Origin of the sequence: Flavobacterium sp., from assembly GCF_004211145.1 — a bacterium.
In the GTDB taxonomy this organism is placed as follows: Bacteria; Bacteroidota; Bacteroidia; order Flavobacteriales; family Flavobacteriaceae; genus Flavobacterium.
The window spans coordinates 83,247-109,725 of sequence record NZ_SEBS01000010.1 but is presented as its reverse complement, the minus strand read 5'-3'; the positions used below and the strand labels follow the sequence as shown (position 1 = coordinate 109,725).

General features: G+C 46.9%; 23 protein-coding genes. 6 read left to right on the top strand and 17 right to left on the bottom strand.

Translation table 11 applies throughout. The features are described from left to right. Positions 1–250 precede the first annotated feature (250 nt). From EOO50_RS06965 to EOO50_RS06955, 3 genes are all read right to left on the bottom strand, one after another. The gene (locus EOO50_RS06965; RefSeq protein ID WP_290838858.1) at positions 251–2,392 is read right to left on the bottom strand and encodes a S46 family peptidase; all 2,142 of its coding nucleotides are present in this window, start codon (positions 2,390–2,392) and stop codon (positions 251–253) included. Positions 2,393–2,568: 176 nt separating this feature from the next. Further along, positions 2,569–3,015: a GNAT family N-acetyltransferase gene (locus EOO50_RS06960; RefSeq protein ID WP_290838857.1), complete on the bottom strand. Its 447-nt coding sequence runs from the start codon at positions 3,013–3,015 to the stop codon at positions 2,569–2,571. Then, entirely contained in the window at positions 2,999–4,243 is a 1,245-nt protein-coding gene (locus EOO50_RS06955; protein WP_290838856.1) for a glycosyltransferase N-terminal domain-containing protein, read from the bottom strand. Before EOO50_RS06955 ends, EOO50_RS06960 begins: the two co-directional genes overlap by 17 nt. Positions 4,244–4,338: 95 nt before the next feature. Here EOO50_RS06955 and EOO50_RS06950 point away from each other — a divergent pair, with 95 nt between their 5' ends. From EOO50_RS06950 to galE, 3 genes are read left to right on the top strand one after another with little or no spacing between them, the layout of a single operon-like run. Then, positions 4,339–5,469: a DegT/DnrJ/EryC1/StrS family aminotransferase gene (locus tag EOO50_RS06950; RefSeq protein ID WP_290838854.1), complete on the top strand. Its 1,131-nt coding sequence runs from the start codon at positions 4,339–4,341 to the stop codon at positions 5,467–5,469. Then, positions 5,469–5,618, top strand: coding sequence for a hypothetical protein (locus EOO50_RS06945; protein WP_290838853.1), 150 nt, complete (start codon positions 5,469–5,471; stop codon positions 5,616–5,618). The genes EOO50_RS06950 and EOO50_RS06945 overlap by 1 nt, the downstream gene beginning before the upstream one ends. A gap of 4 nt (positions 5,619–5,622) precedes the next feature. Next, positions 5,623–6,636: a UDP-glucose 4-epimerase GalE gene (galE, locus tag EOO50_RS06940; RefSeq protein ID WP_290838851.1), complete on the top strand. Its 1,014-nt coding sequence runs from the start codon at positions 5,623–5,625 to the stop codon at positions 6,634–6,636. Between the two features lie 676 nt (positions 6,637–7,312). Here galE and EOO50_RS06935 read toward each other — a convergent pair. From EOO50_RS06935 to EOO50_RS06895, 9 genes are all read right to left on the bottom strand, one after another. Continuing rightward, positions 7,313–7,906, bottom strand: coding sequence for a dihydrofolate reductase family protein (locus tag EOO50_RS06935; protein WP_290838850.1), 594 nt, complete (start codon positions 7,904–7,906; stop codon positions 7,313–7,315). Positions 7,907–8,018: 112 nt separating this feature from the next. Further along, positions 8,019–8,894 carry an ACP S-malonyltransferase gene (gene fabD, locus EOO50_RS06930; RefSeq protein WP_290838849.1) on the bottom strand — a complete coding sequence of 292 codons (876 nt, stop codon included), beginning with the start codon at positions 8,892–8,894 and terminating at the stop codon, positions 8,019–8,021. Between the two features lie 103 nt (positions 8,895–8,997). Further along, positions 8,998–9,921, bottom strand: coding sequence for a bestrophin family ion channel (locus EOO50_RS06925; RefSeq protein ID WP_290838848.1), 924 nt, complete (start codon positions 9,919–9,921; stop codon positions 8,998–9,000). Positions 9,922–10,064: 143 nt separating this feature from the next. After that, entirely contained in the window at positions 10,065–10,781 is a 717-nt protein-coding gene (locus EOO50_RS06920) for a hypothetical protein (protein WP_290838847.1), read from the bottom strand. A gap of 75 nt (positions 10,782–10,856) precedes the next feature. Beyond that, positions 10,857–12,242 carry a HAMP domain-containing sensor histidine kinase gene (locus tag EOO50_RS06915; RefSeq protein ID WP_290838845.1) on the bottom strand — a complete coding sequence of 462 codons (1,386 nt, stop codon included), beginning with the start codon at positions 12,240–12,242 and terminating at the stop codon, positions 10,857–10,859. After that, entirely contained in the window at positions 12,242–12,916 is a 675-nt protein-coding gene (locus tag EOO50_RS06910) for a response regulator transcription factor (protein WP_290838844.1), read from the bottom strand. Before EOO50_RS06910 ends, EOO50_RS06915 begins: the two co-directional genes overlap by 1 nt. A gap of 182 nt (positions 12,917–13,098) precedes the next feature. Continuing rightward, positions 13,099–14,265 (bottom strand): formate-dependent phosphoribosylglycinamide formyltransferase, encoded by a 1,167-nt coding sequence (gene purT / locus EOO50_RS06905; RefSeq protein WP_290838842.1) that lies wholly within the window; start codon positions 14,263–14,265, stop codon positions 13,099–13,101. A gap of 230 nt (positions 14,266–14,495) precedes the next feature. Then, the gene (locus tag EOO50_RS06900) at positions 14,496–15,683 is read right to left on the bottom strand and encodes a pyridoxal phosphate-dependent aminotransferase (protein WP_290838841.1); all 1,188 of its coding nucleotides are present in this window, start codon (positions 15,681–15,683) and stop codon (positions 14,496–14,498) included. Between the two features lie 194 nt (positions 15,684–15,877). Next, a complete protein-coding gene (locus EOO50_RS06895) occupies positions 15,878–16,972 on the bottom strand; it encodes an acyl-CoA desaturase (RefSeq protein WP_290838839.1) in 1,095 nt (364 codons plus the stop codon). 101 nt (positions 16,973–17,073) lie between these two features. On the opposite strand from EOO50_RS06895, the gene rsmG reads away from it, so the two are divergent. Beyond that, positions 17,074–17,709 (top strand): 16S rRNA (guanine(527)-N(7))-methyltransferase RsmG, encoded by a 636-nt coding sequence (gene rsmG / locus EOO50_RS06890; protein ID WP_290838838.1) that lies wholly within the window; start codon positions 17,074–17,076, stop codon positions 17,707–17,709. A gap of 50 nt (positions 17,710–17,759) precedes the next feature. On the opposite strand, the gene EOO50_RS06885 is transcribed toward rsmG, so the two are convergent. The 5 genes from EOO50_RS06885 to EOO50_RS06865 form a co-directional block, all read right to left on the bottom strand. Then, positions 17,760–18,737, bottom strand: coding sequence for a T9SS type A sorting domain-containing protein (locus EOO50_RS06885; protein ID WP_290838837.1), 978 nt, complete (start codon positions 18,735–18,737; stop codon positions 17,760–17,762). An 830-nt stretch (positions 18,738–19,567) separates the two neighbouring features. Then, positions 19,568–21,196: an L-glutamate gamma-semialdehyde dehydrogenase gene (gene pruA, locus EOO50_RS06880; RefSeq protein ID WP_290838836.1), complete on the bottom strand. Its 1,629-nt coding sequence runs from the start codon at positions 21,194–21,196 to the stop codon at positions 19,568–19,570. Between the two features lie 906 nt (positions 21,197–22,102). Further along, entirely contained in the window at positions 22,103–22,489 is a 387-nt protein-coding gene (gene apaG, locus EOO50_RS06875) for a Co2+/Mg2+ efflux protein ApaG (RefSeq protein ID WP_290838835.1), read from the bottom strand. Positions 22,490–22,573: 84 nt separating this feature from the next. Further along, positions 22,574–23,821 carry a DUF5103 domain-containing protein gene (locus EOO50_RS06870; RefSeq protein WP_290838834.1) on the bottom strand — a complete coding sequence of 416 codons (1,248 nt, stop codon included), beginning with the start codon at positions 23,819–23,821 and terminating at the stop codon, positions 22,574–22,576. Positions 23,822–24,114: 293 nt separating this feature from the next. Next, positions 24,115–25,092, bottom strand: coding sequence for a helix-turn-helix domain-containing protein (locus tag EOO50_RS06865; protein ID WP_290838833.1), 978 nt, complete (start codon positions 25,090–25,092; stop codon positions 24,115–24,117). Positions 25,093–25,215: 123 nt separating this feature from the next. On the opposite strand from EOO50_RS06865, the gene EOO50_RS06860 reads away from it, so the two are divergent. After that, positions 25,216–25,785, top strand: a complete 570-nt coding sequence (locus EOO50_RS06860; protein ID WP_363331726.1) for an SRPBCC domain-containing protein — start codon at positions 25,216–25,218, stop codon at positions 25,783–25,785. After that, positions 25,782–26,234 (top strand): SRPBCC domain-containing protein, encoded by a 453-nt coding sequence (locus EOO50_RS06855; RefSeq protein ID WP_290838832.1) that lies wholly within the window; start codon positions 25,782–25,784, stop codon positions 26,232–26,234. The genes EOO50_RS06860 and EOO50_RS06855 overlap by 4 nt, the downstream gene beginning before the upstream one ends. Positions 26,235–26,479: the final 245 nt, after the last annotated feature.

Below are 26,479 nucleotides of genomic sequence, written 5' to 3'. Positions count from 1 at the left end.
GTCAATGCAGCAATCATAGCCAAGCTTAAAAATACTTTTTTCATCTTACTTAATTATAAAAGGTTAATTATTAATTCGAGGCAAAGATATAAATTTTTTAATATGGAAAAATATTTTTCAATCTTTTTTAAAAAAAAACCTTAACGTTTTGCCCGCTCCCTTTTTAGCAAGCATCGTGCCAAAAGCCGTTTGGTTCTTAAAAAAAATATAAACTTATCTAAACGAATGTAACAATTTGATTTTTAGAAAATTACTTCTTTTTTGGGTGTACGAGTTTGAGTTCATCGATGAGATTTTTAGCTCCCGCGAACTTATCTATAATGAAAAGTACGTACCTGACATCGACCATTACGTTCCTGCAAATCGCCGGATCATAGTAAATGTCGCTCATCGTTCCTTCCCAAACCCGGTCAAAATTAAGCCCGATGAGGTTGCCTTTCGCGTCGATTGCAGGACTTCCTGAGTTTCCTCCGGTCGTGTGGTTCGTCCCGATGAAACAAACCGGCATCTTCCCATTTTCACCGTATTGGCCGTAGTCCTTATTATTATATAGGTCGATGAGTTTTTTCGGGACATCGAATTCGTAATCGCCGGGAATGTATTTTTCCATCACGCCGTCCAAATACGTAACCGGTGTGTAGATCGTCGCATCCTTCGGGTTATAGCCTTTTACTTTTCCGTAGGTCACGCGCAACGTGCTGTTCGCGTCAGGAAACAGGCGCGCGTCTTTGTTGAGTTCGAGCTGTGCTTTCATGTATGTGCGCTGCAAGGCCGAAATCTTTAAGTTGATCTCGTCGTATTTCGGAGCGACTTTTTCCCAATAGGTTTCCGCGATATCTTTCACCAACTTGAACGCCTTGTCGTTTTCGAGTTTCGCCATGACTGTTTTCGCGTCGCCGTCGAGCAGTTTCTTCAAGCCGTCGTAACTTGTGAGTTGCGATTGTCCATAGACTTCGGCCGTCAATTTCGCGGCATCGACGTTCTTCAAACTTGCGGGCAAAAATTGTTCGGGCGCTTTCTTCGAATAGATTCCGATCAACTGCTCGAACACTTTCTCGTCCACACTTTTGTTGAAATCCTTGTAGAAATCCCCAAGTTGATCGATCGTATTCTTGCGTCGGTCATTGAACGATTGCTCGCCTCTGGATTTAAATGTTTGCTCGAGTTGGTACATTTTGTAGGCGACGCTGAGCAATTCGGTGTTGCGCAACGTGATTTCCTGGAAATAATCGCGAGCCAACGCATAAGGAGCGATTTCCTTGTAATTGGTTTCGAAGTCTGATAACAAGTTTCCGTATTCGGCTTGTTTCCCCGCTTTGTTGACTCGTTGCGTGAATTCGGCTTCCTGTTTTTTCTTGATGCCGACGGCGTTCGACTTCTTCAAACCCTGGGTTTCCCCGATCCATTTCTTCCAATAATTGGCAATGCCTGCATATTTCGACGCATATTGGATCTTGATCGCCTGGTCTTTTCTCATGAAACCGTCCTCGACTTTCAAAGCCGCGTCGCGTACTTCAATTTTCGCGGGATTAAGTTCGTTTACGATCTGCTCGACGGCTACAGCCGGTAAATATTCGGTCGTCCTTCCGGGGTACCCGAAGACCAACGTGAAGTCGTCTTCCTTGATTCCGTCCAGCGAAACCGGAAGGAAGTGTTTCGGCGTGTACGGAACGTTGTCTTTTGAATAGGCGGCAGGTCGGTTATTCTTATCGGCGTAAATTCGGAACAATGAAAAATCGCCCGTATGACGCGGCCAAACCCAGTTATCAGTGTCCGAACCGTATTTCCCGATCGACGATGGCGGCGCCCCGACCAAACGGATATCCCTGAACGTTTCGGTCACGAACAACATATATTGGTTGCCTTCGAAAAACGTGCGGATCTTGTTTTCCTGCCAGCTTTCCTTTGGCAAAGAATTCGACAGAGCCGTTATGTTGTCTTGGATTTTCTTTTGTTTGTCGGCTTCTGATGTAAGCGTTTGCGTGCCTTCGAGCACTTTCGTCGTCACGTCTTCGATTCGGACGATGAACATCACGACCATATCGGGATTCGCCAATTCGTCTTCCATTTTATACGCCCAGAATCCGTCCTGCAAATAATCGTGCGCGACGGTTGAATGGTTTTGGATCGCGTCAAAACCGCAATGATGGTTCGTGAGAAGCAAACCTTTGGGAGATATAACTTCGCTCGTACAACCGCCGTTGAACTGTGGAACTGCGTCTTTCAAGCTCGATTTGTTCACGTCGTAAATGTCCTTCGCAGTCATTTTCATGCCCAGGCTTTTCATCTCTTTTTCGTTCATGCCTTCAAGCAACGATGGAATCCACATGCCGCCTTGTTGGGCGAAAGTTTGGACGGATAGGAATAGGATTAGGAATTTGAGTAACTTCATTTTATGGGGATTATGGTTTTTAGGTGGTAATTGACAATTGACAATTGATAATTAACAATTAATAATGAATAATTCGCGGTTGTCCGGAACAGCTTGTTTTTGTTGACGAGTAATTGTCCATTGTCCATTATCCATTGTCCATTGTCAATTGTTCATTATTAATTATTCATTGTTAATTAAAATTTAAACAACATCAGTTGACGCGAATGCATCGCGAAACCTTTATCGAGATATAATTTTTGCGCGGTTGAATTGTGCGGTTCGACTTCGAGATACAACAATTTCAACCCGATTTCAACGGCTTGTTGTTTTACGAAATCTATCGCATCCTTACCGATGCCTTTTCCGCGCATTTCGTCCTTAATATATAGTTCGTCCACGAAGGCGATTTTTCCGCCGTATTCGAAATTGAACACGAACGTCAAGATCACATAGCCAACGGTTTTATTCTCATATTCGATCAGCCATGCTTTTCCGAGTTTTTCGTCCGAAATAAATTCGTCAAAAAGCAACTTTGATTTTTCGACATCGATCGGATAACCGTCGATCGCGTAAAAATCGACCATCATGGCCACGATGGTTTCGATGTCGGAACTTGAAATCGGATTATATGTCGTCGTCATCGCTAAAATGTTTCATGATCGTCGGCGTCGCGTTCTTGTTCATCTGCACAAAGGTCGCGCAAATGTGGCCTTTTTCAAATCGTTCGTCTTCGTTTTCGATGAGCGAATCGAAGGTTTCCCCAAGTTGTGTCTGATTGGAAATCGAGATGCAGCCGCCCATTTCAACGAGTGCGGTCGCTTCGGCAAAATGTGAGAAGTTTGGTCCGATGACGATCGGAACGCCGAAAGTCGCGGGTTCCAAGATATTGTGGACACCCGGATTTCCGAAACCTCCGCCCACGTACGCGATGTCGGCGTAACTGTAAATCTTCGTCAATATTCCGATCGTATCGATGATGAATACGTCGTAATCAGACAAGTTTTTGTTGTCTTTGTCAGAAAATAAAACCGTTTTTTTCGAAATGCTTTTCGCGAGTTGTTCGATCTGCAAGCCTTTTATATTATGGGGCGCGATGATGAACTTGACGTTTTTCGGCGTTGAATTTATGTAGTTCACGAGCAAATTTTCGTCTTTGGGCCACGAACTTCCCACGACGATCGTGGTTGTGTCGTTTTTGAATTCCGAAATGAAATCGAGCGAATTGTCCTTTTCTAAAATCGCAGCCACGCGGTCGAATCGCGTATCGCCTGAAACCGTAACGTTGTGCTTTCCGAGTTTGGCCAAGAGTTCCTTCGACTTCGAATTCTGCACGAAAAAGTGTTCGAACGTGTTCAGCGCTTCGCGGTAAAAACTTCCGTACCATTTAAAGAACACCTGCTTTTCGCGGAAAATTCCCGAGATCAGAAACGTTCGGATGTTGCGGTTCTTGAGTTCGCGCAGGTAATTCGGCCAGTACTCGTATTTGATCAGGAACACGAATTCGGGATGGACGGCGTCGAGGAATCGCTTCACGTTGTTTTTGGTGTCGAGCGGCAGATAGACCGTGACGTCGGCGATCGCATTGTTTTTTCGGACTTCAAATCCCGAAGGTGAAAAGAACGAAAGCACGATTTTATGCGCGGGATATTTTTCCTTCATCGCGAGCATCACGGGTAAACCTTGCTCGTATTCGCCCAAAGATGCGGCGTGGAACCAGATTGTCTTGTCGGTCGGCTTGATTTTTTGTTGTAAAGTGGCGAAGACCGTTTTGCGTCCGTTCACGAAAAGTTTCATCTTGGAATTCAGCAAAGCAATGAAAACCAACAATAAGCCAACGATCGCGATCAGTATGTCGTACAGAATAAACATGCAGGTGATTTGTGTCGCTAAAATACGGCAGTTTGTAGAATTTCCATTGTCGCGCGGCAGTTATTTAGTAGTTTTGCGTGGCTAAAAACGGCAGCATGAAAAAAATACAAATGGTTGACCTCAAAGGTCAGTACGAACATATAAAAGACACGGTCGACGCTTCCATCCAGGAAGTTTTGGACACGACATCGTATATAAACGGGCCTGCGGTCCAAGCGTTTCAAAAGAATCTTGAGGAATATCTCGGCGTGAAACACGTGATTCCGTGCGCGAATGGAACCGACGCTTTGCAGATCGCGATGATGGGACTCGACCTGAAACCCGGAGATGAAGTCATCACCGCCGATTTTACGTTTGCCGCAACCGTAGAAGTCATCGCATTGTTGCAACTCACGCCTGTTTTGGTCGACGTCGACGCCGATACGTTCAACATTTCAATCGACGCGATCAAGAAAGCGATCACATCCAAAACCAAAGCCATCGTTCCCGTGCATTTGTTCGGACAGGCGGCGAATATGGACGCGATCATGACATTGGCGCGCGAACACGATTTGTTCGTGATCGAGGACAACGCCCAGGCGATCGGTGCGAATTACCAATATCCGCACGGTATGAAGAAGAAGGTCGGAACGATCGGTGACGTGGCTTCGACTTCGTTTTTCCCGTCGAAAAACCTCGGATGTTATGGAGACGGAGGCGCGATTTTCACGAACGACGACGAACTCGCGCACAAACTTCGCGGCATCGTGAACCACGGTATGTACGTGCGTTACCATCACGATGTAGTCGGTGTGAATTCACGTCTCGACAGTATCCAGGCTGCGGTCTTGAATACGAAATTGCCGAAACTCGACGAATACAACAGCGCGCGTCAATCGGCGGCGGCGAAATATTCATCGGCCTTCGCTAACCACAAAAATATCGTTACGCCGGTAATCACTGGCGATCAGGACAGTCACGTGTTCCATCAATATACGTTGAGGATCGTCGATGCTGACCGCGATGGATTGATGCAGCATCTGCTCGATAATGGGATTCCGTGCGCAATTTATTATCCGATTCCGCTTCACGCACAAAAAGCTTATGCCGATTCGCGTTACGACGAAGCCGATTTCCCCGTGACGAACCAACTCGCGAAAGAGGTATTGTCGTTGCCGATGCATACGGAACTTGACGAAGAGCAGGTCAATTTCATCACGTCCAAAGTCCTCGAATTCCTTTCGTAATGGAAGACAACGCAAAATCGAAACTCGTCAAGCAGATCGCATTATTCGTAGTCGTTTTCGCGCTTACGTTTTTTGGAACCAAGTATCTTATAAAAGCATATTTACCCAAACAAAAACCGGCTGCCGAAACTGGCAGTCCAAACCAATAAAATCATGAAAATACTCGTAACAGGAGGTTTAGGTTTCATCGGCTCGCACACTGTGGTCGAATTGCAAAATGAAGGTTTTGAGGTCGTGATCATCGACAACCTTTCGAATTCATCTGAGAAGGTGATGGACGGAATCGTGGCGATCAGCGGTAAAAAACCCGTTTTTGAAAAACTCGACCTTCGCGAGAAAGCGAGCGTTCAGGATTTCTTCGCGCGTCATAGCGACGTAAGCGGCGTGATCCATTTCGCGGCTTCGAAAGCTGTGGGCGAAAGCGTCGAAAATCCGCTTTTGTATTACGAGAACAACATCAACACGCTTGTGTATTTGTTGCAGGAATTGTCGAAGAAACCCGAGGCGCACTTTATCTTCAGTTCGTCTTGTACGGTTTACGGTCAAGCCGAAAAAATGCCGATTACCGAAGACGCATCGGTCCAACCGGCCGCTTCTCCATACGGAAATACGAAACAGATCGGTGAGGAAATCATTGCCGACGTTACCAAAGTGACGAACATCAACGCGATTTTATTGCGTTATTTCAATCCGATCGGAGCGCATCCAAGTGCCGAAATCGGGGAATTGCCTATCGGTGTCCCACAAAACCTCGTGCCGTTCATCACGCAGACGGGAATGGGATTGCGCCAACAATTGTCGGTTTATGGAGACGATTATCCGACGTCTGACGGAACTTGCGTTCGCGATTACATTCACGTTGTCGATTTGGCCAAAGCGCACGTTGTCGCTCTGCAACGTTTACTCAACAAGAAAAATGCGGATAAGGTCGAGACGTTCAACGTCGGAACCGGAACGGGAAGCACGGTTCTCGAAGTCATCAACACTTTCGAGAAAGTCAGCGGAAAATCGTTGCCGTATCAAATCGTAGGGCGACGCGAAGGCGATATCACTTCGGCCTACGCAAATACTGACAAAGCCAACAACGTGTTGGGCTGGAAGGCGCAATCTACGCTTGAGGATGGTTTGAGTAGCGCTTGGAAATGGGAGCAGAAGATTCGATCTTAGGTAATTGACAATTGACAATTGACAATTGATAATTAACAATTAACAATTAATAATTAACGTCCGGGGAAACTTGGGCGTTTTTGTTTTTTAGGGACGAATGTTGGAATGGGTTGTTCGGACGTGGCGTTTCTATTGGAGAATGGATGCGATTTCATCACCGCTCAGTCGATTATCAATTTTTATTTATTAATTAAGCAACCGCATTTCTTTCGAATCAGATAGATTCGACTTCACCGCGCACGCATTATTAATTATTACTTATTAATTAACCAACAGCGTTCTTTTCCAATCGAAGAGTTAATTTGATCTTACCGCAAACCCAGTTATCAATTGTCAATTGTCAATCATCAATTAACCACGTTTCTTTACAATTCAAAGAACAGACGCGACTCCATCGCGCACGCATTATTAATTATTAATTGTTACTTATTAATTAACCAACCGCGTTCTTTTCCAATCGAAGAGTAAATTTGATCTTACCGCAAACCCAATTATCAATTGTCAATTATCAATTAATTAACCACGTTTCTTTACATTTCAGAGAACAGACGCGACTCCACCGCGCACGCATTATTAATTATTACTTATTAATTAACCAACCGCGTCTTTTCCAATCGAAGAGTAAATTCGATCTTACCGCAAACCCAATTATCAATTATCAATTGTCAATTATCAATTAACCACCCGCGTTCCCCGTTTCCACCTCTCCCGATCGTTTAAGATTCGCCAAAATCAATCCACTCGGCGAAACCGTTCCTTCGACCATTTCGAAAGCCGCCGGGATTGCGCCGCTTGTGAATAGTTTTTTTCCTTTGCCCAAAGTCAGCGGATGAATCATCAGCCAGAGTTCGTCGACCAAATCGTTTTTTAGCAACAATTGAATGAGTTCACCGCTACCCCAAACCTGAATATCGCCGCCATTGGAGTTCTTGAGATTTTTGATGTCCGACAAATCTTTGAGGAAAATTGTGTTTTGCCAATCGGTATTTTCGACTGTTGACGACAGAACGTATTTCGTGACGTCGTTGATGCTAGGCCAGAACTCGGTGTGATTCGGCCAATAATCTTCCCAGATCTTAAAGGTTTTTCTCCCGAGTAAAAGATCCGACGGTTGCATGAGTTTCTTCATGATTTTATGCGAGACATCGTCCCCGAAAGGCGCGCTCCAACCGCCGAATTCAAATCCACCTGACGTATCTTCTTCAGGTCCGCCAGGTGCTTGCATGACTCCATCGAGCGTAATCATAGATAACACGACTATTTTTCTCATATCCTTTCAATTTGATTGTTTCACAAATCTCGAAATTATTAGGAAAATGGTTGCGGTGTAAATGCGACAATCAAAGTGGCCGGAAATGTCGGCCGAAGTCCGGAACTAAAAATCAAGCTCCCGCAACTTCGGCTTCTTTGTCGATTTTCTTGATCAATCCCTGCAAGACCGCTCCGGGACCGACCTCGGTAAACAAAGTCGCTCCGTCTTTGATCATTTGCTGCACCGATTGCGTCCATTTTACGGGAGCCGTCAATTGGATGATGAGGTTTTTCTTGATTTCCGATGGATCTGAAACAGCGCTTGCCGTCACGTTTTGGTACACGGGACAAATCGGGGTAGAGAATGTCGTGGCTTCAATTGCCGCGGCCAGTTCTTCGCGCGCCGGTTCCATCATCGGGGAATGGAAGGCACCACCGACGGGAAGGATCAACGCACGTTTCGCGCCTGCGGCTTTCATCGCTTCGCAAGCTCTCTCAACCGCCGATGTTTCGCCCGAAATCACAAGTTGCCCCGGACAATTATAATTCGCGGGAACGACTATCCCGTCAATAGACGCACAAACTTCTTCCACTTTCTCGTCTTCAAGTCCAAGAACGGCAGCCATCGTTGAAGGCGTGATTTCGCAGGCTTTTTGCATCGCCAACGCGCGTTGTGAGACGAGTTTGAGTCCGTCTTCAAATGAAAGCGCGCCGTTCGCGACCAATGCCGAGAATTCCCCAAGCGAGTGGCCCGCGACCATTTCAGGCTTGAAACTCTCGTTCATGGTTTTGGCGAGGATGACAGAATGTAGGAAAACCGCAGGTTGCGTCACTTTGGTTTCTTTCAATTCGTCGGCCGTGCCTTCGAACATGATATCGGTGATCCGGAACCCGAGGATTTCATTGGCGCGTTCGAAAAGTTCCTTCGCCAAATCAGATTGTTCGTACAATTCTTTTCCCATTCCAGTAAATTGGGCGCCTTGTCCCGGAAAAACGTATGCTTTCATATTGTTGCTGCTATTTTAGAACACGCAAATTTACATTTTTTTGCGCCCGATGGAAACAAAAAAAGCCCGGCGTGAAAACCGGGCTCTTAGCGCAAACTAAATATTAAAGAACGAAATAAGCGTTTTTGATCGGCTGGATGTGATGCAGCTTCGGTTGATTGGCTTCGATTTCCTCGTACTCGTCGCGGAATTCGTTGACCATTTGCAACAGGTTGTTTTCGATGTTGTTCGAGATGACCGTCATCGGTGTATCGGTCGGACGGTTTTCAAACGGATCCTGCAGATGTATCGCCATTTTCTCGACGAGGAAGAACGCGGCTCCGATCGTGCTCACGACCGGAATTACGAGCCATCCCAAGTGTTCGGCGATCCCGAAAGGCAACAAAATGACGAACAGGCAAAGCGTGAATCGGATGTACATGCTGTACGTTGTGGGGAAAATCGTGTTCTTGATGCGCTCGCATTTTCCCATCGATTCGCAAAGGCGTGTGAGCGTGTTGTCGATCTCGACTTGTTGGAATGTGTTGAATCGGCCTTGTGCCGTGGCGCGCGACAATTCTTTCGCATGCAGCATGAGCAGCGCGTTCGGAACGTGTTTGTGGCGTTTTACGAATTGAAGTTCCTCGTCTTCGAGTAAAGATTTGATCGGTTTTATCGGATCTTTTCCTCTCAGCGCTTGTCCGAGGCTGTAACACCAAGCCGATTGTCGTCTCGCGAAACTTTCCTTGAAATTGTTGGCTTCGGCCGAGAAATCAGGGTCTTTATAAAACGCGATTACCTGTCGCAACAACGATCTCGAGTCATTTACGATCGATCCCCAGACGATTCGGGCTTCCCACCAACGGTCGTATGCCTGATTCGATTTGAACGCGAGCAAAAGTGAGATTACGGTACCTACGATCGTGGGAACGGCAATCGGTATGTTCAGCGGAACGCCCGCGTAAAAGTAGTGGAACAACCAAAAAGCGGTCGAGTAGATGATGACCAGCGCAAGTTCAACTTTGATCTTGCCCAGTACGTATTTCATGGGTATTTTTTTCTTGAGCAGCATAATGTGGTATTTAGATGGTCTTAAAGTCGTAAAGCCGTTCTTAATCGCGAATTTGTTAAGAGAGCGTTTTTTGTTTTTTTAAACTTTAGTTTCAAACTCGAAAAGGTTAAGACTTTCGACTACGATATTTCTTCGTAAACTGAAAGTACTGGCAGTCCAAAACTCTCAGGCAGTCCGACTTTATCGGATTTTCCGAGGCGGATTCTTTCGGGTTTCCTGGTCTCGACCAACAAGTCGATGTCATTTTGATGAATGGCTTGGCTGAGCATCGGAACAAGCAAATCCTCGGCTCCATCCTCGACTTTCGCCTGGCTCACGATCCGGAAAGAGAATTGGGCACCTAGCGATTGCTGCAATTCCTCGACCTGCAGGCGAGAGCGCGTTTTTTCGATATACAATGCCTTGTTGAAACCGTTGCTCGCCGTTTCTCCCAAATGAAGGATCGGACATTTGCAATTGCCTAAAAGCTTCGTAGCGTATCGGTTGATCTTCTTGTCGGAATTGCGGAAAGAATCGGTCATGATTACCAACCCGATTTCAAGCGCTTCCATCAGATTTTTGAGCAAAGGAGCTGAAAGTGAATATTGCGTCTGGAATTTCAGCGTGCAGTTTGATCCTGAAACCAATTTTCGGCATTGCTCGAGCGTTTGTTGTTGCTGCGAACTGTAGCCGTTTCTCGCTTGCCTGAGCCAACCCGCTGCCGACGGCGTCTGGGGCGTTTCATTCAAATAGAGCAAAGAGATAGTCAGCGAACTTCCCGACGATTGTTTCACGGCATGAGAAACCGCAGCGGCCGTATCGGCGTTCAAAGCGGTTGGGATTAGGATATTTTTCATGGCTGCCTTGTTTATGTTATGGTACAAAGCAACCACCTCGGGATTAGCGTCAGGTTAAAACCCGATTAGAATTTCCTAAGAATTTACATTAGAAGTTTTAATGTTGCGCGAGAACGTGATGTTCACGATCGTGCCTTTGTCGGGTTCCGACTGTATCTGGAGTTCGCCGTTGTGCATGCGGATGATTTTCGACGCAAGCGGAAGCCCGAGCCCGTAACCCGTGTAACGCGTCGCCTTCTTGCCTCGGAAGAACGGTTCGTACAAATGCGGAATGTCTTCAGCGGGAATTCCGATGCCGATGTCTGAAATACGGATTTCCATTTTACTGCGGTCGGCTTTGAGCGCGACGAAAACCACGCCATTATCCGAATATTTCACGCCGTTCGAAATGATGTTCGACAACGCGAGTTCGAGCAGCGGTTTGTTGCACGGAATCAATAGCCATTCTTCGTTGTCGGGCATTTCGTCGAGGCGCAACGTGACATTGTTCGTCGGATAAATGGTATCCAAATCTGATTTCACGTCCATTAAGATTTCGTCGAGGCGCGCCACGTCCTGAACCTGTTTGTTTCCGTCAAAACCGGTCTGCGTCATCTTTAGCAGGCTTTCGGTCAAGTTGCCGAGTTTGGTCGCCTGGTTGTTGATGTTCGATAGCGATTCGATGTATTCGTCGGGCTGACGTTGCTTTTGGAGCATGATTTCGGTCTCGGCGATGATCGTCGTAATCGGTGTTTTCAATTCGTGCGATGCATTGTTTATGAAGTTCGCCTGAATTTCAAACGAGGTCTCCAATCGGTCGAGCATGTTGTTGAACGTCGTGGCGAGTTCGGTGATTTCGTCGGCGCGTTCGGGTTCGGGAAGCCTGTTATGAAGGTTCGAGGCGCTGATGCGTTTCACTTCGCGTGTGATCTTCGACACCGGATTCATGACCGTTCGCGCGAGGAAACGCCCAAGAAAATAGGCCAGTATCACAAAACCGATTCCTCCGAAAATGATGATCCGGACGATGTACAACGTGCTCGTATTCCCACGTCGGTCGCGAGCCGTTATGATTACGAGATATTTTTTGCCGTTTTCCTCGAACAGTTGCGCGTAGTGGTAGCGGCTGTCGTCTTCGACCCATGAGGAACCTTTTGAAAGTGCTTCCTTGAAGAATTCGGGCGGAAGGTGCAATTCGGTGTTGTACTCGAATGAATTTTTGCCGTTGACCGCAAGCACGAAATCATTCTCATCGATGAGTTCTTCGAGCCCGGTCTTTTTCAATTCGCGGTAGTAACGAGCTTTCTCGGGATCGTTTTGATAGTGGATCGAGGAAACGATTTTCGCCCTGTCCTGCAAACGCTTGAGGAAATAATATTGGTTGTTCTGCTTGAAAAGGAAAAGCACCACAAGGCAGAGCAACAGCGTACTGCCGGCCGATAAAGCGATATAGGTTGCGGTAATTTTCTTTCGTATCTGCATCAGGCTTTCATTACGTAACCCAATCCCTTGATCGTGTGGATGAGTTTTTCCTTGTAAGGTTTGTCTATTTTTTTGCGAAGATAATTGATGTACACGTCGACGACGTTCGTGGTCATGTCGAAATTGATGTCCCAGACATTGTCGAGGATTTGGTCGCGCGATACGATGGTTTCCGAATTCTTCGCCAGGTAATGCAACAGCCGGAATTCCTTCGCTGTAAGCTGGATCGTGTCTTCGCCGCGTCTGACGGATTTCGTGCGGTTGTCGATGTGCAAGTCGTCGATCGTAATCGTGTCCTGAGGTTTCTGATCGTGTCCCGCGCGTCTCACCAACGCATTCACGCGCGCTTCGAGTTCGGTGAATTTGAACGGTTTCGCGAGGTAATCGTCGGCGCCGGCGTTTAATCCGGTCACGATATTTTCAGTGCTTGAAAGCGCGGTCAATAATAGGATAGGAACGAAATTTTGGGCGTCGCGCAGACGTCGGCAGATCTCGATGCCGTTCACGTCGGGCAGCATGATGTCGAGGATCACGGCATCGAACGTGTGATCTTCAAGCATCACCAACGCCGTCGATCCGTCGAGTGCGGCACTTACGGAATGTCCGTTTTCCGAGAATCCTTTGCGGATCACCGACAGCAAATTCGGTTCGTCTTCTACGATCAGTAATTTCATTGAGTGGCATTTTATTCCGGATGTTCGATTGAAAATTCCGGATGCTTCAAAAATAAACGTTGAAGCCTTAAAATTTCTTTAAAATGCCAATTAAAACGACACTTTTGCGGATATAAAAAGGAAATCCGCCTAATTCAGTGATTTCCTGAAAAAAGCGGATTTATAATAATATACTTGATAGGTTACGCGTGTACTTTCACCAAAGCGGCGGCCGACTTGGCTTTCTCAACTATTTCCTCGACAGGCGTTTCGAGCGAATCGCTCACCAAAGCGACGCCCATTCTTCGATACGGACGGGAAGTTGGTTTTCCGAAAAGGCGAAAATCGGTTTTTGGAAGTGCCGCGATTTCCTCGACTCCCGTAAAAGTCGGGTTTTCGGAATTTTCGGACGCAAGGATTACCGCACTCGCGCCGGCTTTTTCCAATCGGATCTCGAAAATCGGCAAACTTAAGATCGCGCGTAAATGCAATTCGAATTCGTTGAAGTTTTGCGTTCCGGCGAGCGTGACCATTCCCGTGTCGTGAGGGCGCGGCGACAATTCCGAGAAATAAACGCCGTCGCTAGCCAGGAAAAATTCAACGCCGAATAATCCTGCGCCGCCGAGCGCTTCGGTAATTTTTTCAGCCATGTCCTGGGCCTCGTACAAATCTTTTTCAGAAACCTGCGCGGGTTGCCAACTTTCCTGGTAGTCGCCGCGTTCCTGTCGGTGTCCGATCGGCGAGCAAAATAGAGTTGGGCCGACATTTTGCGTGACGGTCAGCAACGTGATCTCAGAATTGAATTTCACGAATGCCTCGACGATGACTTCGACGACGTCGCCACGCGAACCTTCGACCGCATATTGCCACGCTTTTTCGATATCGTCTTGCGATTTTATCGTCGACTGGCCTTTTCCCGACGACGACATCAACGGTTTCACGACGCACGGAATTCCGACTTCGACAACGGCCGTTTTCAATTCGTCCGATGAGGTCGCGTACCGATAATTCGCGGTTTTCAATCCCAGTTCTTTCGCCGCCAGATCTCGGATCGCTTTCCTGTTCATCGTGAAGTTCGCCGCTTTAGCCGACGGCACGACTTTAAAGCCTTGCTTTTCATAATCGTAGAAGCGTTCGGTGCGGATCGCTTCGATTTCGGGAACGATAAAATCGGGATTATGCTTGGCGACGATGCGATCGAGTTCGTCTCCGTCGAGCATATTGATGACTTCGAAACCGTGCGCGACCTGCATGGCCGGGGCGTTTTCGTAACTGTCGACGGCGATTACTTTTTGACCGATTCGTTGGGCGGCGATAACGAATTCTTTGCCGAGTTCGCCGGAGCCGAGGAGGAGTATTTTGTGTTGCATGTTTTTGGGTTCAGGGTTCAGGGTGCGAGGTTCATGGTTTGGTCTCGGTCTGGAGTTGGTTGTTGTTTCGGAGGACGATTTGCGTTAGGGATTACAGTGGAAATCCTTTTTAGAAACCTCAAAGGTTTTGAAAACCTTTGAGGTTTGAAAAAGATTGCAACGGAAAGCCCGGCCGCAGGCAACGCCCAAATAAAAATAAAAAAGCCCCAATTTCTTGAGGCCGTATTTGTTTAGGCCAATGCCTCTTTGATTTGTGTGAACGCTTTTACGAGTTGTTCTTCGCTCGTGGCGTATGAAAGTCTAATGCAATCAGGGTTTCCGAACGCATCGCCCGTTACGCAGGCAACGTTGGCTTCGGCCAAAAGATACATCGACAAATCGTCGGCGTTCTTGATCAACTTGCCGCGCAATGTCTTCCCGAAATACGATGAAACGTCGGGGAATGCGTAGAAAGCTCCGTCAGGAACGTTGATTTTCATGCCCGGAATGTCCTGGATCATTTTGACGACGAGGTCACGACGGCCTTTGAAAGCCGAAACCATTTCGTTCAACACCGACGGATCGGCGTCAACGGCGGTGATCGTAGCTCTTTGTGCGATCGAGTTTGCGCCCGATGTTACTTGTCCTTGCATTTTCGTACACGCTTTCGCAATGAATTCCGGCGCGCCGATGTAGCCGATTCTCCAACCTGTCATCGCGAAGGCTTTCGCTACGCCGTTGACGGTGATCGTGCGGTCGAACATACCCGGAATCGAAGCGATCGAGCAGAAGTTTCCGGCAAAATTTATGTGTTCGTAGATTTCGTCCGAAACCACGAATATGTTCGGATGATTTTCCAAAACTTTCGATAATGCCGTCAATTCTTCGCGCGTATAAACCGATCCGCTTGGGTTGCAGGGCGAGGAATACCAGATCATTTTGGTTTTCGGCGTGATGGCTTTTGCGAGTTCGTCGGCCGTGATTTTAAAGTTGGATTCGACCGACGTCGGAACTTCGACCGGAATTCCGCCCGCCATTTTCACGATTTCGAAATACGAAACCCAATATGGCGCAGGCAAGATTACTTCGTCCCCGTCGTTTAGCATGCATTGGGCGATGTTGTACAACGATTGTTTTGCGCCTGTCGATACGACGATGTTCGCAGGTTTGTAATCGAGGTCGTTGTCGCGTTTGAATTTGCGGCAGATCGCCTCTTTAAGTTCGACGTAACCGTCAACGGGTGAATATGTCGAATAGTTATCGTCGATCGCTTTTTTTGCGGCTTCCTTGATGAAATCGGGTGTGTTGAAATCGGGTTCGCCCAAACTCAGGCTGATAATATCTTTTCCTTGTGCTTTAAGTTCTCTGGCGAGCGCTGCCATGGCTAGGGTTTGTGACGTGGCGAGGCTGTTGATCCTGTCGGAGAGCAAGTGGTTCATTTGTGGTTAGGTGTTTTGTGTTTGTTTTTGACGAAGGACGAAAGACAAATGACGAAGGACTTTCGTGCTGACGATGATTTACGTAGGTTTAATATTCCGCTTTTCTGATTCGATAACTATTTTCTAAATTTCATTTTTTGGCGATTCGTTCGTATCGACTATCCGGGCTTCCCGCCTAGAATTTACGAACTAAATTACGCTCCCGCGGGCTTCATCCCCAATTCCTTCAAATGCTTGAAGTGGGCTGAAACGGCGCCGCGCATCGTTTTGAATTCGTGGTATGGCAAGTTGCATTCGGCGGCGGTCTGCTTCACGATTTCGGCGATTTTGGTGTAATGCACGTGGCTGATGTTCGGGAAAATGTGATGTTCGATCTGGTGGTTCAATCCGCCCGTAAACCAATTCACGATTTTGTTTTTAGGCGCGAAGTTGGCCGTCGTATGCAATTGGTGGATCGCCCATGTGTTTTCCATCGAGCCGTTTTCATCGGGCGCAGGATTCGCGGTTTCCTCTACGACGTGCGCCAATTGGAACACGATGCTTAGGATCAATCCCGCGACGTAATGCATTACGAAAAATCCTGAAAGTACTTTCCACCAAGGCAATCCCATAGCGATCGGAAGTACGATCCAGATCGAGAAGTAAATCATTTTTGTGATGACGAGCGCCGTCCAGTGGAACGCTGGGCTTTTCCATTTTCCGTAAGACAATTTGCGTTTGAGGTAACTGCGCATTTGCTTGAAATCGGACGTAATCGCCCAGTTGAATGTGAGCAATCCGTATAGGAAAACCGAGTAGTAATGCTGGAATTTATGGAATCGGTGCCATTTCGCATCCTGCGTGAACCGGATGATTCGGCCCGCGTCGAGATCTTCGTCATGACCGTGGATGTTCGTATACGTATGATGCAAAACGTTATGCTGTACTTGCCAGTTATACACGTTTCCGGCCAAAACGTAGATCGTTCCGCCCATGAATTTATTGACCCAACCTTTCGATGAGTACGAACCATGGTTGCCGTCGTGCATCACGTTCATCCCGATTCCGGCCATGCCGACGCCCATTACGATGCTCAGCAACAAATGCGCCCACAACGGCAGATTAAGCGAGATGGTTACGAAATACGGAGCGAGGAAAATCGAAAACAAGATGATGGTTTTCAAGTGGATTTTCCAGTTTCCGGTTTTTTGTAGGTTGTTTTCCTTGAAGTATGCGTTCACGCGCGAATTCAACGTACGGAAGAATTTTACGGTGTCTTGCGTATTAAAAGTAGGAAGGGTGTAATTCATGGGTTGAAAATGATGCCAAAGGTAATTATTAATAAAGAGTCTAAACGTTTATAACAGCAAAAAATTTCCCGCGATTGGTTACTTTTGCAAAAAATTGTGAGATGGAAGAAATCCTACGTTATTTTCCGCAGTTGACTGAAAACCAAACAGAACAATTCGCGAAACTTCAGGAACTGTATACTGATTGGAATGCGAAGATCAACGTGATTTCGCGCAAAGACATAGACGAATTGTACACGCGCCACGTTTTGCATTCACTCGCCATTGCAAAAGTCCAACCGTTCGAGCCCGGATCGAAAATACTGGACGTGGGAACGGGCGGAGGTTTTCCTGGAATTCCGCTCGCAATTTTGCACCCCGAATCTGACTTTTACCTGATAGATGTCATAGGAAAGAAAATAAAAGTGGTGCAAGCCGTGGCCGAAGCACTCGGTCTGAAAAACGTGAAAGCCGAGCAGATACGCGCCGAGAACGTGAAAGGCAACTTCGATTTCATCGTAAGCCGAGCCGTGACGAATATGCCCGATTTCGTTTCGTGGGTAAAGAACAAGATCGCCAAAACGCAAAAACACGAGTTGGCGAACGGGATTTTGTATTTGAAAGGAGGCGATTTGTCGGAGGAACTCAAAGATTACCAAAAAATCACATTGTTCGAGATTCCGGATTTTTTCGACAACGAATTTTTCAAGACCAAGAAAGTCGTGCATCTTCCCGTTAAGTGCAAAGGAGAAAACTAATAAAAAAGCCGCAGTTTGATCGCTGCGGCTTTTTCATAAGATGTGTTTCTTTATTCCTTGACGAATCTTTGTGTCTGGCTTTCCGTCGCGGTTTTGATCTTTGCGATGTAAACACCTTTTGAAAGTCCATCGACATTGATTTCGGCGCCAGGATTTCTTACCGATAACAATTGTTTTCCCGTAACATCAAAGATAGCAACCGATTCGATTTGGGCATTTCCTGTAAATCGAAGCGCATTTTTGACCGGATTCGGAGCAATGCCTATTTTTTCGACCGACGCTTGAGGTGCAGTCAAGAGTCCGGCCATTAGCGATTCATACGTTACCGAACTTTCGTTTATGCCGAGTTGGGGCACGCTGATCACAAGTGACGTCGTCCTGAAAATCGGGCCTGTCGTCTGGTTGTAATAGGTGTTGATGGTTTGTGTCGCCGTCCCGATTCCCGTAAAAATCAAATAATTCAATGACAGTGTTTGTACGACTTTCACGCGCGTCACGGCGATCGGCGACGTTACATATAGAATATTCGCGGTCAATGTTCCCCAAGCGTCGACGGTCGTGCTGATGTTTCCTGAAAATGTTCCCGAATAACCCATTCCTGAATACGTTCCCGCAGTCGTGTCGGAATTCGAGTATCCGAAACTCATCGGGAAAACGCCCACCGCCGCGTTGTTCGTGCTGTAATTGATATTCAGGTCTTCAGCCGCGACCCCAGTTATGGAGAGCGTGCTACCGACATTTTTGTAGAAGATGCTTCCGGCGTCGGTAGCTTCCAAAACACCGGTCGAGGTCGGATATGTCGAAACTTGCGCTGCCGTCGGGGTTCCCTGATTATAGACGGTCGAGCCGAGGCTTAGCAATTGGTCGAAAACCCAGGTTTGGTTCGCGCCCGACGGCTCGTTGAGTGGCGTGCCTGAAGTCGTGATTTCCCAAACCGTATCGTCGTCGGGGAAAATTCGGTCGACTGGAGTTTGCGCGTAAATTGCGGTTGAGGCAAGCGCTAGAAGAGAGAGTAGTTTTGTTTTCATTGAAGTGTTTTGAGTTGTTTCAAAAGTATGAAAAAAGTGGTGGGGATATTTTGTTTTTTGTTGGTTTTTAGGGTTTTGTATTGGATGTTTTGAAAAATGTTGCGGTGGCTGGTAAAAAGATGGAGGCGCGAAGGTTGGGTTTTTTTGAAAATGGTGCGCTGAGGCTACAAAGGCATGAAGTGTTCGTTGTTTAATGGCGCTGCGCTGGCTGAAACGAAGGACAAGGACATGAGTTTTTGTTTTTTAAAAACGCTGCGCTGGCTGAAACGAAAGCACGAAGTTTTTGTTTTTTTAAAACGCTGCGCTGGCTGACACGAAGGCACGAAGGCACGAAGACAGGAAGTTTTTTTTTAAAACGCTGCGCTGGCTAACACGAAGGCACGAAGGCACGAAGGCAGGAAGTTTTTTTTTGAAAGCGCTGCGCTGGCTGAAACGAAGGCACAAGGACATGAAGTTTTTGTTTTTTTAAAACGCTGCACTGGCTGACACGAAGGCACGAAGGCACGAAGACAGGAAGTTTTTTTTTAAAGCGCTGCGCTGGCTGACACGAAGGCACGAAGGAACAATGACACGGAGTTTTTGTTTTTTAAACGCTGCGCTTGCTGACACGAAGGCATGAAGGCACGAAGTATTTTTTTAAAACGCTGCGCTGGCTGACACGAAGACACGAAGACAGGAAGTTTTTTTTTAATTGTTCTGCCAATATCACAGTCAGGTAGGAAAATAAAAAAAAATCCGCTGTGAAGCGGATCCTAAAAATCTTTGAGCCTTCGTGTCTTCGTGTTTTCGTGGCAAAAGACAAAACCTTAAACTTCGACATTCGAAAAATGTTACTCTCCCAAAAACGGGTAACGATAATCAGTCGGTGTAACGAACGTTTCCTTAATCGTTCTCGGTGAAACCCAACGCAACAAGTTTTGGGCCGAGCCCGCCTTGTCATTGGTTCCTGAAGCTCTCGCGCCTCCAAACGGCTGCATTCCCACGACGGCTCCGGTCGGTTTGTCGTTGATGTAGAAGTTCCCGGCGCAGTTCTCGAGTGCTTTCGTGGCTTCGTTGATCGCGTATCGGTCGGCGCTGAAAATCGCTCCGGTCAACGCGTATGGAGACGTTTGGTCAACGAGTTCCAATGTTTCGCTCCATTTCGCATCTTCGTAGACGTAAATCGTGATCACAGGTCCGAACAATTCGGTTTCCATGGTCGTATATTTCGGGTTGGTCGTCAGGATCACGGTCGGTTCGATGAAATACCCGACAGACTTGTCATAGTTTCCACCGATAATGACTTCAGCGTCCGACGAAGTTTTTGCGTCGTCGATCGCTTTCGCCAATTTGTCGAACGAACCTTCGTGGATCACCGCCGTAATGAAATTCGAGAAATCTTCAGGAGTTCCCATTTTCATCGACTTCATGTCTTTTTCAAGTTCCGATTTTACCTCAGGCCACAAACTCTTCGGGACGTAAGCACGTGAAGCCGCCGAACATTTCTGTCCCTGGAATTCAAAAGCACCGCGTACGATTCCCGTCACGACCTGGCGAACATTGGCGCTTGGATGCGCGACGATAAAATCTTTCCCGCCGGTTTCGCCGACGATTCGTGGATATGTCTTGTAGATTTCGATGTTGTTCCCGATGTGTTTGAAGATGTCCTTGAACACGTGAGTCGATCCCGTAAAGTGGATTCCCGCGAAGTCAGGGCTCGCGTAAACCGTTTCGGAAATCATCTGCGCATCACCGAACACGACATTGATCACGCCATCAGGAACGCCTGCTTCCTTAAACACATCGATGATAACTTTTGCCGAAAATACTTGCGAATCACTCGGTTTCCAAATCACGACGTTGCCCATCAACGCGGCACTCGCGGGCAAGTTCGCTGCGATCGCTGTAAAATTGAACGGCGTCACGGCGTACACGAAACCTTCGAGCGGACGATATTCCAATCGGTTCCACATGTCCGACGTCGATTTTGGCTGGTCGTTGTAGATCTGAGTCATGAATTCGACGTTGAAACGCAGGAAGTCGATGAGTTCGCAAGCGGCGTCGATCTCGGCCTGGAAAATCGTCTTGGATTGGGCGATCATTGTCGCGGCGTTTATTTTCGCACGATAGGGTCCCGCGATGAGTTCGGCGGCTTTTAGGAAAATTCCCGCGCGTTGTTCCCATGGCAGTTGTGCCCATTTTTTGCGCGATTCCAAAGCATTCGCGATGGCTTTCTCGACGTGTGATTTTTCAGCCAAGTGGTATTTCCCGACGACATGTTTGTGGTCGTGGGGCGCGGTCATGTTGCGCGTGTTGCCTGTTTTGATTTGTTCGCTCCCGATGTAAAGCGGCACTTCGATCTGAGCGTTCCACATTTCGCGGTAGGCGGCGAGAGCGGCTGCTTTTTCAGGTGAATTCGGGGCGTATGATTTTACCGGTTCGTTGACGGCTTTTGGTACGTGGAAGAATCCTTTTGGCATGTTGTATAGTGTTTAGCGTGAAGTGTTTTTCGTCGCGCAAAGATATGGAATCTTTGACGAAAGGCGAAAGATGAAAGACCAAAGACGAAAGACCAATGACGAAAGACTAAAGACGAAAGACAAAGGACTGAAATAGGAATTGATAAGGAAAGACTGATTTTTAAGGCAAAGGAGAAAACTGCATAGGGAGGTTATTCGGAAAATATAAAATGTAACGTTTTATAAAGAAAAGGGATGTGCAAAACCATCAATGAGCCATTTGTTTTTTAGTCTTTTGTCATTCGTCCAATTAATCGCAGAAGGCGCGCTCAAGCGCAAGGTTGAAGTTTGTAAACGAAAGAGAGTCCTTCGTCGTTCGTCTTTCGTCATTCGTCCAATTAATCGCAAACGGCACGCTCAAACTTAAGGTTGAAGTTAGCAAACGATAAGCGAGTCCTTCATCGTTCGTCTTTTATCATTCGTCAAATTAATCGCAAAAGGCGCGCTCAAGCTAAAGCTAGAAGTTAACAAACGATAAGCGACTCGTTCATCGTTCGTCTTTCATCATTCGTCTAATCAATTGCAAAAGGCGCACTCAAGCGCAAGGTCGAAGTTAGCAAACGATAAGCGAGTCCTTCGTCGTTCGTCTTTTGTCATTCGTCCAATTAATCGCAAAAGGCGCGCTCAAGCGCAAGGTTGAAGTTTGTAAACGAAAGAGAGTCCTTCATCGTTCGTCTTTTGTCATTCGTCTAACTAATCGCAAAAGGCGCGCTCAAGCTAAAGGTCGAAGTTAGCAAACGATAAGCGAGTCCTTCGTCGTTCGTCTTTTGTCATTCGTCTAACTAATCGCAAAAGGCGCGCTCAAGCGCAAGGTTGAAGTTAACAAACGATAAGCGAGTCCTTCGTCGTTCGTCTTTCATCATTCGTCTAATTAATCGCAAACGGCGCGCTCAACCTAAATGTCGGCACGATCACGCGAAAAGAACGCGTCGAAGTAAAATTAATCATATTGAAATACCCGCGCATCGCTCCAAAAGGCGAAGCGAGCAAACAACCTGAGCTGTACGTGTGGGTTTCTCCGGGTTTCAAAACCGGTTTTTTCCCGATCACGCCTTCTCCGTCCACGGTTTCGATGTCGTTGAGCGAATCGAAGATTTCCCAGTGGCGGGTCGTAAGCTGGACCGAATCTTTGCCGTGATTTTCAATCGTCACATGATACGAAAATGCATAGTGGATCTTGTGATTTTTGAAGTACGTGCCTTCAAAAGTCGTCGCGACCGAAATTTTTATGCCTCTCGTTATTTGTGAAACCATGAAGTTATGCTAAAGCTAGTTTTTAGACTATGCCAAATTTACAAAAAATAGCGTATATACGTGAATTTCAGTGTGAAATTTTCGTCAATTGATGATGTCGACCGAGCTCGCCATGCCTTTCCCGATTACGCGATCATAACGTGAATTGTTCTCTCGGTAGTACACGATCGCGAAATAATTGCTCTCGGTTTGGTAGAAATTCCCATCGACCGCGTTGGCATTGTCGACTTTCCCGGCCTTGTTCACGATCTCATATTGGAAGTTCGTAAAACCCTGTTTGATCATTATCGCTTTCCTGAACAGACCCGATTTTTCGTCGTAATCCATCTTGTATTCGGGCGTGTGCTGATAATTGTTGAACATGCCGTTTACGTAAATGTCCTTCGCCATTGCCTGAGGCGCCGATAAGCTAAAGTAAACCCAAACGTAATCGGCTTCGATATTCGGATTGTCGCGGTTTACGACAAGCGGCAGGAAGTTTCCGTTTTGATCAGGATAATACGTATACGGTTTGTCGCCTCTCGCGTCGTTCGTAAACAAATACGCGTTGTAAAGCGAGCCGTTCGAATCGATCTTCGCGACGTTGAATGCCGCGGCCCGAACGTCCTTGTTCTCGAAATAATTGAATTCGTTCCCGGCCCAAAACTGGGTTTCCTTGTCGTACTTGTAAATCAGATCGTTCCCGATCGTGTATTGCGGTTTGATGTTCGTGATCACATTGTCGAAACGACCGTTCTGCATGAGCATGACCTTGACGTTCTTGAGCGGATTCTGGAAAACGATCGTCTGGGACTTCACCGCAAAATCCAAGTTGTGCATGTAATTGATCACGTCCAGGGTTCGCGCGCGTTTGACCTGCATCGGAACGGCGACCAAATCCTCATACAGGATGAACTTGCGTGAAAATACGACATCGCGATCCTCGTTGAGAATCTTAAGCACGTAATTCCCGCTCACGCGAAGTTGGGTCTGCCTGTTCGGGATCGAAAGCGTGTAGTGGGAATAAATCTGCAAGGTGTTGAACGAATTCGTATAGGTTTGGATTCGGATATCGTCGAACCCCGACAAATACTCACTCTTCACGAGCTGAGACGGTTTCCAGTCATAATCGCAATGCACGATCTGGTAATAATAATTCGCCTCGTTGCCGAACAAATCGTCGAACATGATCGTAAACGAATCGTTCATCGCGAAAATCGGAATCGTATTCTGGTTCGCCGATTGCTGGAACGCGACCGACTTTATATTGTACGGAGGCTGGATTTCAGTTTCGACCTGCGCCCAAGCCGGACCGAAAAGCAACAACAAAGCTGCCGCGAGGAATCTTGTCATGGTAAAAAATTGAGATTCGTAAATATAGTGAATGGCGTGCAAAGTGCAAGGCGCAAAGTAAAACGCACAAAATATACTACTTAGTGTCAGGAGCATGATCCGGCTGTCCGCTACCAGCTTTTGCGGCGATCGCCCTTTTTGCAACTCGCGCCAAGAGCTTCCGTCGGTCGCTTCGGCGCTTCGGCAAAAAAAAGCGATCGCCGCAAAAGGCTGACCGCTTCCATCCGGGCTAACGTTTGAGGTTCGATGTTCGTCAATCTTCGGTTCATGTTTACGTTAGCCGAACGCGAAACTTAATGGCGGGAATTGTATCTCGTTTTATATTCGATTGGGGAAAAGCCAGTGATTCGCCTAAAGACTTCGCGGAACGCTTTTTCATCGGCGTAACCCACGTCGAACATGACTTCGCTTACGGTTTTCCGGCTCGTCTCGAGCGAGCGTTTGGCCGATTCGATCCTGACGCGCTGTGCGTATTCGATCGGCGTGTTCCCCGTTGCTTTTATGAACCGACGGTCGAAATTCCGGCGCGTGATGGAAAACCGCGACGAAAGTTCCTCGATCGAAATCTTGTGTTGCAAGTTATTTTCGATGAATGTTTGTGCTTGTTTTATTTCTTCGTCGGCGTGTTGTTTCTGGCCTTTGAAAATGATGAATCCCGACTGGTTCTTGCGATCCATTTCAATTTGGAACACCTTCGACAGGAAAACCGCGGTCGGCCTGTCATAATATTTTTCAATCAGATACAACATCAGGTTCAGGAACGAATACGCGCCGCCGTTCGTGTAGATTCCTTTCTCGTCGGTGATCAGTTGATCGGGCTGGAGTTTGACTTTGGGGAAACGCGTACGGAAATTGTCGGCCGCTGCCCAATGTGTAGAACAACTTTTGGAGTCGAGCAATCCCGATTCGGCAAGCAAAAAAGCGCCCGTGCAGATCGTCGCGACTTCGGTGCCGTTTTTATATTGTTTGGCGATCCAGTTCGTCAATTCGGTGTTTTGCCTGACAGAATTCTCGTAATCGTGGTTCAATGATGGAACGATGATGAGGTCGGTCGACGCGATGTCGGACACGTTTTTATGCGGATTAACTGAGAACAATCCATCGTAATAATCGACCTGTGGCGCAATTCCCGCGACGTCGATGCTGAAAACTTCGGCCTTTCCCGAATCCTTGAAAAACGCGTTGGCTCGTGCGAAAAGCTTGTACGCGCCGACAATGCTGCTCAGATTGTTTCCTTTTCCGTTCGGAACGACGATGGTTAGATGTTTCATGACGATCGGTTTTACGCAAAGATAACGACAAGTGTTGTCCAAATCAACCCGTCGGATTGTCTATTTCGCACATTATCAAGGTCGTATTTCAGATTTAACTTTGTGAAACGCAATCGGATCATCATGAAAATTCAATTTATTATATCGGTCGTCGTATTACTTATGACGTCTAACAACAGCAATTCACAAACAAAGAAATCAGCCATGGAAACACAGGATTTTAGAACCAGCATCATCGTAAGTCAGACACCTCACGACGTTTTCGACGCAGTGAACGATCCGCGTGCCTGGTGGAGCGAGGAAATCGTGGGAGAAACCGACAAGCTTAATTCGATTTGGAATTATCATTACAAAGACGTCCACATCTGCAAGATCAAGATTGTCGAATTGGTTCCCGACAAAAAGGTAGTTTGGGAAGTTTTGGAAAATCATTTCAGTTTTGTGACTGATCAATCGGAATGGGTCGGCACGAAAATCGAATTCGCAATCTCCCAAAAGGAAGGTAAAACGGAACTGATCTTTACGCACCACGGACTCACTCCTAAAGACGAATGTTTCCAAATCTGCAACGACGCGTGGACGCAATACATCGAGAACAGTCTGCGCAATTTGATCGTGGCCGGGAAAGGGCAGCCGAACCCGAAAGAAGGCGGTTTCAACGAATATCTGGCCGGGAAAGCCGCAAAGAAATGATGGAGGATTTTCATGTGAGTTTTAAAGTGAACGCGTCGGCTCGTGAAGCGTTCAAGGCAATCCTTTCGGTAAAAGAGTGGTGGACCGATTCCTTGGTCGGAGAAACCCAGAATGAAGGCGACGAATTTTCAGTGCAATTTTGGGACGTGCATTATTCGAAACACAAAATCATCGAAATCATTCCCGACAAAAAAATTGTTTGGTTCACGACTGAAAGCCAGTTGAATTTCGTTGGTAACAAGCAGGAATGGAACGGGACGAAAATCGTGTTTGATATTTCTACCGAAAATGGACAGACAATTGTCGGGTTTACGCATATCGGTTTGCTTCCTAAAATCGAGTGTTATAAAGATTGTTCGAACGCTTGGGGCGAATATATCGGGAGTTTGAAAAGTTTGATTGAGAGTGGGAAAGGGAATCCGAGTTTGAAGTTTAGGATGTTTCGGTGAAATGGGACGTGTGTCGCTGCCGCGGGCTGACACGAAGGCACGAAGGCACGAAGGCGCGAAGGATTTGAATTTGAATTCGTGTATTCGTGGCAAGAAAAAAAGCTTACGTTTCGAGGCTTCCTTTATCCAATATCCAAATCAAAAAAAACAAAAAACGTTGAGTCTTTGAAAACTTCGTGCCTTCGTGCCTTCGTGCCTTCGTGCCTTCGTGGCGAGAAAATAAATGAATAATGAATAATGAATAA